Below are 14,566 nucleotides of genomic sequence, written 5' to 3' on the forward strand. Positions count from 1 at the left end.
CTGACAACCCCCTGGGCATTTCGCGCAGATCCGGGCAGAGTCGGAGTCAACGAGCCCCATCGGCCGTCCAGGGGGCGGTTCACGGCCGCGCCGTCGTCGTCGCTGTTGCCGAAGCCGAAGCCGAAGCCGAAGCCGAAGCCGAAGCCGAAGCCGAAGCCGAAGCCGTTGCCGGGGCCGGCGCCGGCGCGGTGTCCGGCGTCTTCTCCCGTGTGGTGGCCGCCGCGATGGTGGCGGCCACCAGGCCGAGCGCGGCCGCCGCGAGGGGGAACCAGCGCCCGCCCAGCAGCGCGATAGCCCAGCTGCCCGCGACTCCGCCCGCGGCCGTTCCCAGGTACAGCGCGCTGGAGTTGAGCGAGATCAGCAGTGGCGCGCTTGCCGGGTCGATCGACGCCAGCCGGTGCGGCAGCGCCACCGACACCGCCCACCCCACCAGCGGCACCACCGCCGCGTACACCAGCGCCCCCGCCATGCTGCGCCCCAGCCACGGCAGTGCGGCGAAGCCGCCCGCCGCGATCGTGGAGCCGGCCAGCAGGACCCGCCGCACCCCGACCCGGTCCACGAGGCGCCCGCCCAGCCAGCTGCCCGCGACCGAGGCCGCGCCGGTGGTCAGCAGGATCGCGCTCAGCCGGTTCGCGTCGCCGCCGGTGGCGCCCGAGACGGCGGTGGCCAGGTAGATGTAGACGCTCTGGAAGGCGAGGAAGAACGCGAGTGTGGTGGCCGCCGCCCCGAGCACCCGCGGGCGGCGCAGCGGCGCCAGGCGTGCCTTGAGGCCGGGTGCGGCGGCGGGCGCGGGCAGGTCGCGCAGCAGGAGGGCGAGTCCCGCGAGGGCCGCCAGGCCCAGCGCGGTGACCAGCCACATGGTCATCCGCCAGTCGGTGCGTCCGACCCAGGTGCCCAGCGGGACGCCGAGGGCGGTGGCGACCGTCATCCCGCCGAGCACGGTGGCGAGTGCCCGGCCGCGTCGCTCGGGGGCGACGAGGGTGGTGGCTACCGCGTTGGCGGTCGGTGTGTAGAGGGCCGCCCCGGCCGCGGCGAGCACCCGGGTGGCCAGCAGGAGGGTGAAGGTGGGGGCGAGCGCGCTGAGCGCGTTGGCGGCGCTGAACACTGCGAGCGCGGTCAGCAGCAGGCGCCGGCGCGGCCAGCGGGCGGTGAGCGCGGCCAATATCGGGGCCAGCAGCGCGTAGCCGAGCGCGAAGACGGTGACCAGCTGGCCCGCGGCCGGCGTGGACACCCCCAGGTCCGCGGAGACGGGGCCGAGGATGCCGGCGACGACCATCGAGTCGGTGCCCACGGCGAAGGTGCCGAGGGCGAGCAGGAGCAGGCGGACGGGCACGGACGGACCCCCGGAGCGGATTGTTGGACGAACGGGCAACAGTTTGACGCTCGTCAAACACTATGGATTGGTGGATGATTGTCAAACCAACGTCCGAATGCCGCGACCCCGACCCGCGGCCCCTGCCCCCGACTTGTGACCCCGACCTGCGAGGACCGAGCGCCATGCCCGAAGACGAGCGGCTTCCCCAGCCCGCGACCCCCGACATCGACCTCGTCACGGTGCTGCACGCCCTCGGCGACCCGGTCCGCATGCGCCTGCTCCTCAGCTACGCCGACGGCGCCGAGCACTCCTGCGCCCCCCGCGACCTGGGCCTGGAGCACCTCCACAAGTCGACCGTCTCCCACCACATGCGCGTCCTGCGCGAGGCCGGCGTCACCACCACCCGCGTCGCCGGACGCAACCGCTTCGTCAGCCTGCGCCGCACCGACCTCGACACCCGCTTCCCCGGCCTGCTCGACGCCCTCCTGACCGCCGCCCCGCAGCAGGCCCGCACCGGCCCCGGGGCGTAGGCCCGCGGTCGCACCCGGACCGGGAGCGGGGAAGACGACGCTGGCGCGGGCGCCGGCCGCCGAGCTGGGCCTGCCGCTGTTCAGCAAGGGCGCGGTCAAGGAGACCCTGGCCGACACCCTGGCCGGCCTGCGCCCGGCGGGGTGCCCGGACGGCGACTGGAGCCGAGCCCTGGGGGCCGCAGCCGGGGAGACCCTGTGGACGCTGCTGCGCGCCGCGGGCGGCGCGGCGGTGATGGAGAGCCCGTGGCTGGCCCACACTCGCCCGATCGTGGTCGCGGGGCTGCGGCGCGCGGGCGTGGCGAGGGTGCGCGAGGTTTGGTGCGACGTCCCGCCGGAGGTGGCACGCAGCCGCTTCGCCGCGCGCATGGCCCAACGCCACCCCGTGCATCCCGAGCGCGTCGGCGGCCTAGGCGGGGACTGGGAGTTGTGGTCGCGCGGCGCCGAACCGCTCGCCCTGGGAACCGTCCACCGCGTGGACACAACCCGCCCCGTCGACGTCCCCGCCCTGGCGGCCTCGCTCACTGCGGCGGCCCGCTGACGGGCGCCCGACGGCCGCCCGGGGGGCCCGAACCTGGCGGGCTCCCTGCCGACTTCCCCCGTGGGCAAGGTTCTCCCGGCCTGCCCGGCTTCGCCCGTCGTTCCTGACGGAACCGGCGCCTGCCCGACGTCCCGCAACATGTCCACCGTCCGGTTCGGTGCGCCTGCTCGGCAGGGGGCCGCCGAGCCTGCTGTGTCCGAACTCGGCTGCCACCAGGCCTGGTTGCCTGCCGGGCGGCAGCCGTTGCGTCCGGCGTGCGTGAACTCGTCGGCGGCCCGAGTCCGGTTCTCGTGCCGCGTAGTTGGCACTGATGTGCGTGGCGTTGCCCTCGTGCGGGATGCCGCGCACCTGCTGGTCGTACGCGGCGGCCGGGGTCGGGTAGTCGCCCTCGGTGATGGCGGGCATGTTCACCGCGAGGCGGTTGCGGTCGACGCCGGGCAGGGCGGGTTCCAGGGCTTGGGCTGTGGCGATCTGCAGGTTCAGGACGCGTTCAGCGGGCAGCGAGTCCGGGGCGGGCAGGTCGTTGGAGTGGTGCCGGCGGGCGTGGCGAGTCCACCACGAACGCGCCCATGCCCTATGTGAGTTCGGCGGCCACGGACCTCCTGCCGATGCCGGATGCCCCACCTGGCACCAGCACCTCTCAGGCGCGTCGTGGCGCCACGGCCGGGGTCTGTTGCGCAGTGCCGGTCACGGTCGCTCGTCGCGCGACTTCGGCTGGGCGCTCGCGAGCTCGGCATTGGCCCGGGCCGTGACAAGGGTCAGCACGCGGGCCGCGGCTGCCAGGTCGTCGGCCGGGAGGTCGCCGTACAGCCGGGCGGTGAGCTCGTCGACCGCGGTGCGGATGTCGCGGTTCAGCGCCCGGCCCGCATCGGTGAGCAGGAGGTGGTTGTCCTCGTCGGGCAGGTGCTCGATCAGGTGGGAGGCGGTCAGTTCGGCGATCGTCGCCAGAGCCGTCGAGTCGTCGAGCTTCAAGGTGGCGGTCATCCGGGCGATCAGTTGGCCGCGGTCCATGGCCGCACCGTTGCCCGCGATGGCGTTGAGGGCGACCGACTGCTGGAACGAGGTGTCGGTGCGGGCCAGCAGCCGCTCCAGGACGGCCCGGGTGGCGTAGTGGGCCTGGCCGATGATCTGGCCGTTGACGGTCGGTGTTGCGGACATCGCTACTCCTTGGTCGGGGGATCGAGCGGTACGTCGAGAAGGGCTGTCAGCTCGTGGGCGAACGCCTCGGTCCGCGGGCCGTCCAGGCCGCCCAGGGGGGTCAGGAGCCGGTCGAGCAGCTGCTGGACGATCACGACCGCGTTGCGGGAGACCTCCCGCCCGTGATCGGTGAGCGACAGTCGGACCGCGCGGGTGTCGGCGGGGTCCGGGGCGCGCTCGATCAGGCCGGCCGCCTCCAGTGTGCGGGCCAGCTTCGAGACGTAGAGCGGTTCGAGCCCGGTGTGGTCGGCGAGTTGGCGCTGGCTGGGACTCAGCCCCGACCGCTGCATGCCGAGCAGCGACGCGAGCAGCGAGTACTGCGCGTGGGTCAGGCCCAGCGGCGCGACGGCCCGGTCGACCGCCACCCGCCACTTCATCGACAGGCGCCAGACCAGGAAGCCGGGCGTCGGACTCGGGGGTGCTCCGCTCATGGCAGATACAATACATGGATATTAAGTACATGGCTACTATTGTGGTCGTGGTCGTGGTCGTGGTCGTGGCCGCGGTCGTGGCCGCGGCGGTGGCCGGGACGGGCGCCGGGGCGGCCTTCGCGGCGGTGGCGCCGTCGTCCTGCCCGGGCTGGACGATCCGCACCACCGCGAACCCGAGCGCCGCCGCGACACCCGTGGAAGCGGGTTGCAGCGCGCTCGTCCGCGGTCGCGCCTGTGCCCGCCTGTGCCGACGTGGCGCGGGTGGTGACGGGAAGTCCGGGCACGGTCCTGGTCGTGCTACGTGGCACCAGCGGCTCGGGCAGGTTGGGCATCGCGGCCGGGCTGCGGGCCGCCGCGGTCGGTGGACCAACAACCTGCGCCGCACCGTGCTGCGTGAGCGCGGCGTGCCGGGAGCCGCGGCCGTCCGCCTCGACGAGGCGGCCGCCCGCTGCGCCCTCGACCACGGGTTCCACGTCGTCGTTGAGGGCATCCTGGCGGCCGTCCGCCACGGGCCGATGCCGGCGCGGTCGGCGGCCCGGCACCAGGGCCTGACGCGGCTGTACTGCCCGGACGGCCGCTCCCGCAGGCGATGCGCCGCCATGCGACCCGTCCGCAGGCGGCGCGGTTCACGCCCGCGGACATGGCGGGCTGGTGCTGCCCGCCATGGACGTGCTGCTCGCGGGGGTAATCAGGGCGGAGCACGCGCAGGCGGCGAGTGTGCGGCCGGTGCCGGCCCCGGTGCCGTGGGCGCGGCGGGTCAGTCGGTGTCCCGCAGGGGGCGGCGCACCGCCCACGGCAGGACGAACCACAGGCCGGCGAAGACCAGCGCGATGACGGAGGTGAGGACGAGGGCCGTCGGGGTGCCGAGGACGACGTCCAGGACCAGCAGCACGGCGCCGGTCAGGGCGGAGGCGAGCAGGACCAGGCCGAGCTGGGCGACGCGCACCGACACCCGGACGATCCGCTCCTTGCCCGGGTGGTGGAACAGCCCACGGTGCAGGGCCACCGGCGTGGCGAACACGGCGGAGGCGAGGACGGCCAGCAGCAGGGTGGTGACGTAGATGTCCTGCTGGGCGTCGCCGAGTTCGGCGAAGCGCGGGGTGAAGGCGACCCCGAGCAGGAACGCGAACACGATCTGCACACCGGTCTGCAGCACCCGCAGTTCCTGCAGCAGCTCGATCAGCCGGCGGTCCGCCCGCGCCGCCGGGCTCTCGGGGTAGGGCGGCGTGGGGTCGGGCTGGGGTGGCGGGGTGATGGTCATGCGTCACATTGTGCTGGCCCGCTGCCGGTACGAGCGGATGCCGTCCGGGCGAAGGTCGAGTCCCGGCAGGGGCAGGGGCAGGGGCGCGCCCGGCGGTGCGGTGGGCGGGGGCGGTCCTGCGGGCGCCGACCCGGCCGAGCCCTACGGCACCGCGGCTGGGCGGGCCGGTCAGACGGCGTCAGGCCCGGCGCCGTCCAGGCGGTGCTGCCAGGTGGTGAGGAGGGATTCCAGGGCGGCGGCCTCGTCGGGAGCGAGGAGCGAGAGCAGGCGGTGCTCGTTGCGCATGTGGGCGGTGAACGCCTCGTCGATCAGGCGCAGCCCGGCGTCGGTGAGGGCGACGACGCGGCCGCGCCGGTCGTCCTCGGCGTGGCGGCGGGTGACCAGGCCGGCCCGTTCCAGGCGGTCGATGCGCTTGGTCATCGCGCCGGTGGTGACCATGGTGTGCGCGGCCAGTTCGCCGGGGGCGCGCTCGAAGGGGGCGCCGGCGCGGCGCAGCGCGGCCAGCACGTCGAACTCGCCCTCGCCGAGGCCGTAGCGGGAGTAGACGAGGCACAGTTCGCCGGTGAGGCGGGCGGCCAGGCGGTGCAGGCGCCCGATCACGGCCTGCGGGGAGACGTCGAGGTCGGGGCGTTCGCGGCGCCACTCGGCCTGGATCAGGGCCACGTGGTCGGGCCCGGGGCCGGTTCCCGAGCCGGTGCCGGTTGCGTGATCGTGCTGCTGGGGCTCCATGGCACCCATCCTACCTCCTATAGCTTCCCAAGAAGCTATATTGTCTTCCATGGAAGCCAATCTCCGATGGGTGCTGCTGACCGCCCTCGCCCCGCTCGCCTGGGGCGCCAACTACTACGTCACCCGCGCCTGGCTGCCCGCCGACCAGCCCCTGTGGGGCGCCGCGCTGCGGGCCTTGCCCGCCGGACTGGTCCTGTTGGCCCTGGCCCGCCGCCGCCCGTACGGCCCCTGGTGGTGGCGCTCGGCGCTCCTCGGACTGCTCAACACCGCCGTCTTCTTCGTCCTGCTCTACCTCGCCTCCCAGCAGCTGCCCACCAGCGTCGCCGCCACCGTCATGGCCGCCTCCCCGCTGGCCATGCTGCTCACAGCGTGGGCGCTGGCGGGGCAGCACCCGCAGCGCGCCCACCTGGCGGGCGCGGTGGTGGGCCTGGGCGGGGTGGCGCTGATGCTGCTCGGCTCGGGCGGTGCGGTCAGCGGGACGGGGCTGGTGGCGTCGTCGGCGGCGATGCTGGTCTCCTCCGTCGGCTACGTCCTGGCCGCGCGCTGGCGCGAGGGCGCGGACCCGCTGGCCGCCACCTCCTGGCAACTCACCGCCGGCGGCCTGCTCCTGCTGCCGGTCGCCGCCGTGGCCGAGGGCGCCCCGCCCGCCATGGACGCCACGGTGCTGCTCGCGTTCGGCTACGTCACCCTGGTGGCCACCGCGCTAGCGTTCGCGCTCTGGTTCGCGGGCCTGCGCCACCTGCCGGCCGGCACCGTCGGGCTGCTCGGCCTGCTCAACCCGCTCGCCGGCGTCCTGCTGGGCACGGCGGTGGCGGGGGAGGACCTGGGGCCGCGCCAGGGGGCGGGGCTGGCGCTGGTCCTGGCCGGCGTCCTCCTCGGCCGCCCCCGCACCCCGGCCCGCCCCGACCCCGCCGAGCCGGCCCCGGCCGTCGCCTCGCTGCGCACGCGCCGCTGACGGCCGCTGACGGACCTGTCGGCGGTGCCCGCTAGCCTGCCGGCCATGCCCCTGGACCCCGCCCTGGCCGCCCGCATGGCCGATGCCGACTTCTGGCCCCGCTACCTGCTGGAGGACGACGACACCTACGACGAGGGCGACGGCGAGGGCGGCGAGGACGAGTTCCAGGCCCGCTTCGCCCTCGACGACGGCCACGCCCTCCTCCTCGACATCTCCCTGCCCTACACCACCTACGACCTCCAACTCACCGCCCCCGGCCTGCCCGAACCCGTCCAGCTCGGCTGGGACGACCAGGCCCACTTCCACCCCCACGTCCTGCGCTGGGCCGAACTCGACCGCCTCGCCCGCGCCTTCGCCCTCACCGACCCCCAACTTCCCCACCCCGGCCCCGTCCTCGCCCTGCTCGCCCGCTTCACCGTCCTCGACGAACACGACGACCCCGACACGATCACCCCGCTCCTCGACGCCGCCTTCCACCACGTGCGCCCCGGCGCCGGAGGCGGCCCGCGCCCGGAGACCCGCGACTGGTGGGAACTGCGCAATCTCGCCGCCACCGGCCTGACCTGGGTCACCCGCGAGGACGGCCACCCGGCCTGCGACCAGCCCGACGACCTGCGCACCGACCTGCCGCTGTACTCCCTGCGCACCGTCGACGGCGAGGACTTCCCCTTCGCCGCCTTCGCCGCTCTGACCGCCCGTGCCGACCGCATCCTCGCCGACGCCGCCGCCCACCCCGCCCTCACCGACCCGGCCGTACGCGCCGCACTCGGACGCTGCACCGCCCCCGACGGCCACACCCACCTGCCCGCCCTCGGCACCGCCCTCGACGCGGCCGGCCACACCCACCCCGTCCTGCGGCGCGCCCTGCGCTCACCCCACTCGCGCGCCGAGGCCTGCTGGGCGGTGGAGACCCTCGCCGCCCTCACCCCGGGCGAGCTGGTGCGGCGCTGGTTCGGCCCCAGCCCCCTGAACGGCGCCCGCCACTGGGACCTCACCCTCGAACTGCCCACCCTCGCCCGCCCCTTTCGCTACGCCCGCCACCTCGCGGACGACCTCACCGGGCGCCTCAAGGCCGCCGCCCGCGGCCACGCCGACCTCAACGGCGGCACCACCAGCTACGGCCCCGACGGCGCGCGGGTCGCCGAGACGTCCCGCGTGCAGATCCGCATCCGCGACGACCTCGCCGCCGGCCTCGCCGTGATCGCCGCCACCCTCACGGCCCACACCGCCGACCCGGCCGCCGTTCTCAAGCACGCGAAGTACCCGTACGAGGTGGTGGAGTTGCCGTAGATCCCTGATTGCCGACCCCACCGCCCCCTGGCCGCGAGCCGCCCGTATGCAGTGGCGGAGATGCGGTCGATTCTTCGCCCGACTCGGGGCAGGAGGCGCCGGTGGTGGTGTCGTGCGATGTGCTCGCGCGTAGATCCCCTTTGGCGCTGGGGAGTTGGCGCCGGGTGGTGGCAGGATCCTGGTCATGGTGACGGATCCGTTGGTGGGCAGGGCCCGTGGGGTGTGGGAGGAACTGGCCGGTGTACCGGTGGCGTTCACGGCGACCGGGGGTGGGGTGGAGGTGGTGGTCTCGCCGGGGTCGCGGTGGTGTCCTGGGGGATGGGTGGGGGTGGTGTCGCTGGGGGAGCGGCGATGGTGACCGCGCCCACCGAGGACGCCGCGGCGCGGGTGCGCAGGGCGTTGCGGGTGGTGCCGGCGTAGGAGCCTGCCACGCCCAGGGCGCAGGCCGGAGGGTCAGAGGGCACGGTCGAGCACGGACTCGTGCCCCTGGGGCGGGAGGGTGAGGACGGCCTTGCCGCGGACCTCGCCGCGGGCGAGGGCGGTGAGGGCGTTGGGGGTGCGGGTCCAGTCGGCGGTGAGGGTGGTGTGGGGGGTGAGACGGCCGTCCGCGACCAGGCGGGCGAGCGTGGCGAGGTCGTCGGCCATCGTGGGACCGCCCCCGGCACCGACACCGGGGTCGGCGCTGATCAGGCCGACGAGGCGGGCGTTCCAGCCCTGGGCGTAGAAGTCGGCGACGGACAGTTGGGACGGCCCGCCGAGGTTGCCGTACAGGACGGCGGTGGCGCCGGGGGCGAGGAGGCGGACGGCGTCGGCGAGGGCGGGGCCGCCGATGCCGTCGAGGACGAGGTGGTAGGGGCCGTGGGCGGCGGCGTCGGCCAGGCGGGTGACGACGTGGCGGGCGCCGAGGGCGCGGGCGGTGGCGGCGCGTTCGGGCCGGCTGACGTGGGCGGTGACGCGGGCGCCGGCGGCGGTGGCGAGTTGGACGGCGAACTGGCCGACGCCGCCGGTGGCGCCGGTGACCAGGACGTCGGCGCCCAGGAGCAGGCCGCCGTGGCGCAGAGCGCGCAGGGAGGTGACGCCGGCGATGGGCAGGGTGGCGGCCTGTTCGAAGCTGACGCCGGGTTCGAGAAGGGCGGCGCTGTGGACGGGGACGGCCGCGCGTTCGGCCCACCCGTGCTGGTCGAGGCGGGCCAGGACGCGGGCGCCCTCGACGGGGCCGGTGCCGTCGGCGGCGGCGCGCAGCACGGTGCCGGCGACGTCCTGCCCGGGGCGCCAGCCGTCGGGGCGGCGGCGCAGGAGGTTGAGCTCGTCGCGGTTGAGGGCGTAGGCGTGGACGGCGAGGAGGAACTCGCCGGGGGCGGGCTCGGGTTCGGGCAGGTCGTCGGCGAGCCGCAGGCCGGCCGGGGCGGTGGGGTCGGTGAGGAAGCCGCGCATCGCAGAACGTCCTTTGAGGGTCAGGCGGAGACGGAGGTCTTGGCGCCCGCGGCCGGAGCGGGGGCTGCGGAGCCGGGCCGGGGGAGCAGCGTGACCAGGCCGGTGGCCGCCGCGTAGAGCAGGGCGGCGAGCCAGGCGGTGAGTTCGGCGGCGCCCGCGTAGCCGGCCGGGGCGGGGTGGTGGCCGAGCGCGGTGAAGAAGACGGCGCCGAGGACGGCGACGCCAGTGGCGGTGGAGAACTGCTGGGTGGTGGCGAGGACACCGGAGGCGGCGCCGGCCCGCTCGGGGCGCACGCCGGAAAGGACGGCGCCGGTGAGGGCGGGCATGGTCAGGCCGCTGCCGAGGCCGACGAGGGCGAGGGGGAGGGTGAGCAGCGGGGCGCTGATCGCGGCGCCGGCCAGGTGCAGTTCGAGGGCGAGCAGGATCAGGCCGAGGGTACCGAGCGCGTTGCCGGTGGGCAGGGTGCGGGCGCCCAGGCGGGCGGTGAGAGGGCGGCCGAGCAGGGAGGCGGCCATGGTGGCGGCGCCCATGGGTACGAACGCGAGTCCGGCGTGGGCGGCGTCCAGGCCCAGTCCGGCCTGCAGGAGCAGGGTGGTGGTGAGCATCAGGCCGCCGAAGGCGAGCATGACGGCGACGTTGACGAGCAGGCCGACGCGGAAGGAGCGGGCACGGAACAGGGCGAGGTCGAGCAGGGGTTCGCCACCACGCCGGGCCCGGCGGCGCATCCAGGCCAGGGCCGCGGCCAGTGCAGGCGGGGCGGCGGAGAGCGAGAGCAGGCTCCACAGCGGCCAGCCCTGTTCGCGGCCGACGACCAGCGGCACCAGGGCGAGCGCGAGGGCGAGGGTCAGGGCGAGTGCGCCGACGGGGTCCAGACCTGGGCGGGCGGCGGGGGCACGGCGGGGCAGCAGACGGGCGGCCGAGACGACGGCGGCCACCCCGACGGGCCCGTTGACCAGGAAGATCACCCGCCAGCCGAGGCCGAACGGGTCGGCCTGGAGCAGCAGTCCGCCCAGCACCTGCCCGGCGATGGCGCCGACGCTGATGGTCAGGCCGAACCAGGACAGTGCACGCGGCCGTTCGCCGGCGGGGAAGGAGGCGGTGATCAGGGCGAGCACCTGCGGGGCCATCGCGGCGGCCGCGAGACCCTGGAGGAGCCGGGCGGCGATCAGTTCGGGGGTGGTGGCGGCCAGTCCGCACAGCAGGGAGGCGGCGGTGAAGCCGGCCATGCCGAGCAGGAAGAGGCGCCGGTGGCCGAACAGGTCGCCGAGCCTGCCGCCGGTGACCAGGCCGGCCGCGTAGGTGAACCCGTAGCCGCCGACGACGAGTTCGAGCGCGCCCTGGCCGGCGCCCAGGTCACGGGCGAGCGAGGGGGCGGCGACGTTGACGACCATGTAGTCGAACGCGGCCATGAAGGTGGCCAGCAGGATCACCGGCAGGGTGCGCCAGCGGCGCGGATCGGGAAGGGAGGAGTTCACGGTCGAGGGGCCTCTCGTCATCGGGGTGCGGCGGTGATCGCCGAGGCGGTGATCACCGCCTCGACGAGCCTCGCTCTGAACACCCGCCCACCGCATGGGGCGGATTGCCTAGGCACCTCTTCAGATCCGCACCCGCGAAGCCCGCCACGGAGTCTGAGAAGCCCGCCACGGAGTCTGAGTAGGATGCACGCCGATGATCATCCCGTTCGAGCCCTCACCGTTCCTGGCCCGCAGTGCGGAGCTGGACGCCCTCGCCGACGCCTACGCCCACGCGAGCGCCGTCGCCCCGCTGACGGTCCTCGTCGGCGGGGAGGCCGGGATCGGCAAGACCCGCCTGGTCGCCGAGTTCACCGCGCAGCTGGCCACCCGCACCCCCGCCCGCGCCTACCTCGGCGGGTGCCTGGCCCTGGGCGCCGACACCCTCCCGTACGCGCCGTTCACCGCCCTGCTGCGCGCACTGGCCCGGGAGTTCGGGACGGCATGGACGGCGGGCGCGCTGAGCACGGCCGGGCGGCGGGCACTGGCGCCCTGGCTGCCCGAACTCGACCTGCCGGACTCGCCGGACGCGCGGGACAAGCCGGACGCGCCGGACCAGCCCCCGGCCGAACCCGACCCGCACGGGCGCGCCCGCCTGTTCGGCGCCGTCCTCACCCTCGTCGAGGCCGCCGCCCACCACCACCCCCTCGTCCTGGTCGTCGAGGACCTGCACTGGGCCGACGCCTCCAGCCGCGACCTCCTGCTCTACCTCGCCCGCAACCTCACCCGCCCCGGCGTACTCCTCCTGGCCACCCACCGCTCCACCGACCTGCCCGACGACCACCCGCTGCGCCCGCTGCTCACCGCCCTCGCCCGCCTGGGCCCCGTGCGCCGCGTCGACCCCGGCCCGCTGCAACAGGGGGACGTCGCCCGCTGGCTGACCGAACGCCACCTGGACCCGGCGCGCGCCGGCGAGATCCACCGCCGCAGCCAGGGCAACCCGCTGTTCGTCGAGGCCCTCGCCGAGGCCGGCGGGCCCGCCACCCCCGTCCCGCTGCGCGACCTGCTGCTCACCGCACTGCGCGAACTGCCCGAACCGGGGCGGCGCGTGGTGCGCGCCGCCTCCGCGGCCGAGGACAGCGTCGGCCACCGCCTGCTCGCCGCCGTCCTGCCCGAGGAAACGGGGCTGCGCGAGGCGGGGCTGGAGGAGTGGCTGCGCCGGGCCGTCGAACGGCGCCTGCTGGTACCCGCCGGCGACGGCTACCGCTTCCGCCACGCCCTGCTGCGCACGGCCGTCTACGAGGACCTGCTTCCCGGCGAACGCGCCCGCCTGCACACCGCCTACGCCCGGGCACTGGCCGCCGACCCCGCCCTCGCCCCGCCCGGACAGCTCGCCGCGGCCCTCGCCACCCACTGGCACGCCGCCGGCGACCGCCCCCGCGCCCGGTCCGCCGCCTGGCACGCCGCCGGCCAGGCGCGCCGCGCACATGCGCACGCGGAGGAACTCGCGCTCCTCGAACGCGTCCTGGATCTGTGGCCGGGCTGTGATGCGTCTGCCGGGGTGTTGCCCGCTGGCGTACTGCCCGCCGAGGGGCCGTACGTCGGTGGGTTGCGCGTCGAAAGGCTGCCTACCGCTGGGCCCCGGGCCGGTGAGCAACCGGCCGGCGTGCCGGCCCGGGAGGAGGTGGAGGCGGCAGCCGCCCGCGCCGCCCTGGACGCCGGCCAGGCACAGCGCGGGATCACCCTCGCCACCGCAGCCCTCGCCCGCCTGACCGACCCCGCCCGGCGGGCCCTGCTGCTGGAGACCCGCAGCCTGCTCAAACACCGCGCCGGCCAGGACGGCCTGGACGACCTGCGCGAAGCCGTCCGTACCCTCCCGGACGTGCCGGATGCCCCGGACGGCCCGGGTGGGGCCGCCCGTAGTCTGCCGGACGCGCCGGACGCCGTGGGTGTCCTGCGTGATGACCTCCCCGTGCCTCCCGGTGCGCCGTCGCACCCGCACGGCCCGGGTGGGGCTGCCCGTACGCTCCCCGGCGCCCCGGCCACCGGACCCGACACCCCCGCCACCCCCAGCACCCCCGCCACCCTCGCCGTGCGCGCCCGGCTGCTCGCCACCCTCGCCAGCCGCCTGTGGGTGCTTTCCCACCACCGGGAGGCCGTCGAGCACGCCGAAGCCGCCCTGCGCCTGGGCCGCGCGGTCGGCGAGGCGGCCGTCCAGGCCCTCGCCCTGGCCACCCTCGCCGCCCACGCCTCCCACACCGGCCACCCCGAGCGCGCCCGCGCCCGCTGTGCCCGGGCAGCCGCGCTGGCCGCCGAAGCGGGGAACGACGACACCGCCGCCCTGGTCGCCGTCGTCGACTCCCTGGCCTGCAAGGCCGACGGCCGCTACGAGGACGCCGCCACCGCCGCCCGCCGAGGCCTCGACGCCGCCCGCCGGGCCGGGTTGGCGGGCAGCCGCGGCGCCGTCCTGGCCGCGGTCCTCGCCGACGCGCTCGCCTGCCTGGGCCGCCACGACCAGGCCCGCCACACCGCCGAGGCCGCGCTCGCGCTCGAACCCCCGCCGCTCTACCGGGCCGTCCTGCTCACCTGCCTGGGCACCGTCGCCCTCACCGAGGGTGACACCGCCGCCGCCACCGAGGCCGCCGCCACCGCCGCCGGCCTCATCACCCCCCACTACACCGGCCGCGAGTTCCTGCTCCCGCTGTACGACCTCCAGCTGCGCACCGTCCTGGAGGCCGGCGACCACGAGAGCGCCGAACGTCTCCTGCGCACCGCCCTGGCCGACCCGGGCCTCGCGGACCACCCCGTACTCGCCTGGCCGCTCGCCCACACCGGCCTGCTCATCACCGAGGCCCGCCGCCCGGAGGCCGTCGACCTCACCGCCCAACTCGCTGACCTCATAGCAGAGTTGGCCGCACCCGGACCCGTCCAGCAGGCCCAGCGCGCCGCCTGCCTCGCCCGCCTGCGCGACGACGACGCCGCCCAGCGGGCCGCCGTCGCCGCCTGGCGCGCCCTCGGCCACCCCCACCCCCTCGCCGAGGCCCTGCTGCGCGCCGCCGATGCCGCCCTGACCGCCGGCGACCGCCCCGCCGCCGAGGCGTACCTGCGCGAGGCCGGCGCCCTCGCCGGCGCCCTCGGCGCCCCCGCCCTGCACCGCCACAGTGCCCAACTCGCCGCCCGGGGACGCCTGACGCCCGTCGCACCCGAGGGCCCGCAGGGCCTGGGCCTGACGCCCCGCGAGACGGAGGTGCTGCACCTCGTGGCCCAGGGGCGCAGCAACCGGGCCATCGGCGAGGAGCTGTTCATCTCCGCCAAGACCGCGGGTGTGCACGTGTCCAACATCCTCGCCAAACTCGGCGCCGCTTCCCGTACCGAGGCCGCCGCCCTGGCGCACCGCCGCCGCCTCTTCGACTGATCCGCGCCCGAGGGGCAAAT

At 76.0% G+C, this 14,566-nt stretch carries 11 protein-coding genes and 1 pseudogene; 5 read left to right on the forward strand and 7 right to left on the reverse strand.

Annotated features, from left to right (window positions below):
* Positions 1-79 precede the first annotated feature (79 nt).
* A complete protein-coding gene (locus tag KV557_RS18915) occupies positions 80-1,333 on the reverse strand; it encodes an MFS transporter (protein WP_218201751.1) in 1,254 nt (417 codons plus the stop codon).
* Positions 1,334-1,497: 164 nt separating this feature from the next.
* Between KV557_RS18915 and KV557_RS18920 the strand changes: the two genes are divergently transcribed.
* Both KV557_RS18920 and KV557_RS18925 read left to right on the forward strand, forming a co-directional pair.
* The gene (locus KV557_RS18920; protein WP_218201753.1) at positions 1,498-1,845 is read left to right on the forward strand and encodes an ArsR/SmtB family transcription factor; all 348 of its coding nucleotides are present in this window, start codon (positions 1,498-1,500) and stop codon (positions 1,843-1,845) included.
* 31 nt (positions 1,846-1,876) lie between these two features.
* Positions 1,877-2,383, forward strand: a pseudogene (locus KV557_RS18925) (AAA family ATPase); the annotation flags it as partial.
* A gap of 687 nt (positions 2,384-3,070) precedes the next feature.
* Here KV557_RS18925 and KV557_RS18930 read toward each other — a convergent pair.
* The 4 genes from KV557_RS18930 to KV557_RS18945 form a co-directional block, all read right to left on the reverse strand.
* Complete coding sequence (locus tag KV557_RS18930; RefSeq protein ID WP_218201755.1) at positions 3,071-3,541, reverse strand: winged helix DNA-binding protein; 471 nt, start codon at positions 3,539-3,541, stop codon at positions 3,071-3,073.
* Positions 3,542-3,543: 2 nt separating this feature from the next.
* Complete coding sequence (locus KV557_RS18935) at positions 3,544-4,011, reverse strand: MarR family winged helix-turn-helix transcriptional regulator (protein WP_218201756.1); 468 nt, start codon at positions 4,009-4,011, stop codon at positions 3,544-3,546.
* 757 nt (positions 4,012-4,768) lie between these two features.
* The gene (locus KV557_RS18940; protein ID WP_218201759.1) at positions 4,769-5,272 is read right to left on the reverse strand and encodes a DUF6328 family protein; all 504 of its coding nucleotides are present in this window, start codon (positions 5,270-5,272) and stop codon (positions 4,769-4,771) included.
* Between the two features lie 168 nt (positions 5,273-5,440).
* Positions 5,441-6,001, reverse strand: a complete 561-nt coding sequence (locus KV557_RS18945) for a MarR family winged helix-turn-helix transcriptional regulator (protein ID WP_218201761.1) — start codon at positions 5,999-6,001, stop codon at positions 5,441-5,443.
* A gap of 49 nt (positions 6,002-6,050) precedes the next feature.
* Between KV557_RS18945 and KV557_RS18950 the strand changes: the two genes are divergently transcribed.
* Positions 6,051-6,956, forward strand: a complete 906-nt coding sequence (locus KV557_RS18950; RefSeq protein ID WP_218201763.1) for an EamA family transporter — start codon at positions 6,051-6,053, stop codon at positions 6,954-6,956.
* A 45-nt stretch (positions 6,957-7,001) separates the two neighbouring features.
* On the forward strand, positions 7,002-8,246 hold the full coding sequence (locus KV557_RS18955; RefSeq protein WP_218201767.1) for a hypothetical protein: 1,245 nt from the start codon (positions 7,002-7,004) through the stop codon (positions 8,244-8,246).
* A gap of 453 nt (positions 8,247-8,699) precedes the next feature.
* Here KV557_RS18955 and KV557_RS18960 read toward each other — a convergent pair whose 3' ends face one another.
* On the reverse strand, positions 8,700-9,680 hold the full coding sequence (locus KV557_RS18960; RefSeq protein ID WP_218201769.1) for a zinc-binding dehydrogenase: 981 nt from the start codon (positions 9,678-9,680) through the stop codon (positions 8,700-8,702).
* Positions 9,681-9,700: 20 nt separating this feature from the next.
* Positions 9,701-11,155: an MFS transporter gene (locus KV557_RS18965; protein ID WP_218201770.1), complete on the reverse strand. Its 1,455-nt coding sequence runs from the start codon at positions 11,153-11,155 to the stop codon at positions 9,701-9,703.
* Between the two features lie 193 nt (positions 11,156-11,348).
* Between KV557_RS18965 and KV557_RS44090 the strand changes: the two genes are divergently transcribed.
* Entirely contained in the window at positions 11,349-14,546 is a 3,198-nt protein-coding gene (locus KV557_RS44090; RefSeq protein ID WP_218201773.1) for a helix-turn-helix transcriptional regulator, read from the forward strand.
* Positions 14,547-14,566: the final 20 nt, after the last annotated feature.

It is taken from the genome of Kitasatospora aureofaciens, assembly GCF_019192735.1.
GTDB classification, from domain to species: domain Bacteria; phylum Actinomycetota; class Actinomycetes; order Streptomycetales; family Streptomycetaceae; genus Kitasatospora; species Kitasatospora aureofaciens_A.

Coding starts and splice junctions, on each gene's coding strand:
- KV557_RS18920 (WP_218201753.1), top strand. CDS start 1,498: ATGCCCGAAGACGAGCGGCTTCCCCAGCCCGCGACCCCCGACATCGAC.
- KV557_RS18930 (WP_218201755.1), bottom strand. CDS start 3,541: ATGTCCGCAACACCGACCGTCAACGGCCAGATCATCGGCCAGGCCCAC.
- KV557_RS18935 (WP_218201756.1), bottom strand. CDS start 4,011: ATGAGCGGAGCACCCCCGAGTCCGACGCCCGGCTTCCTGGTCTGGCGC.
- KV557_RS18940 (WP_218201759.1), bottom strand. CDS start 5,272: ATGACCATCACCCCGCCACCCCAGCCCGACCCCACGCCGCCCTACCCC.
- KV557_RS18945 (WP_218201761.1), bottom strand. CDS start 6,001: ATGGAGCCCCAGCAGCACGATCACGCAACCGGCACCGGCTCGGGAACC.
- KV557_RS18950 (WP_218201763.1), top strand. CDS start 6,051: ATGGAAGCCAATCTCCGATGGGTGCTGCTGACCGCCCTCGCCCCGCTC.
- KV557_RS18955 (WP_218201767.1), top strand. CDS start 7,002: ATGCCCCTGGACCCCGCCCTGGCCGCCCGCATGGCCGATGCCGACTTC.
- KV557_RS18960 (WP_218201769.1), bottom strand. CDS start 9,680: ATGCGCGGCTTCCTCACCGACCCCACCGCCCCGGCCGGCCTGCGGCTC.
- KV557_RS44090 (WP_218201773.1), top strand. CDS start 11,349: ATGATCATCCCGTTCGAGCCCTCACCGTTCCTGGCCCGCAGTGCGGAG.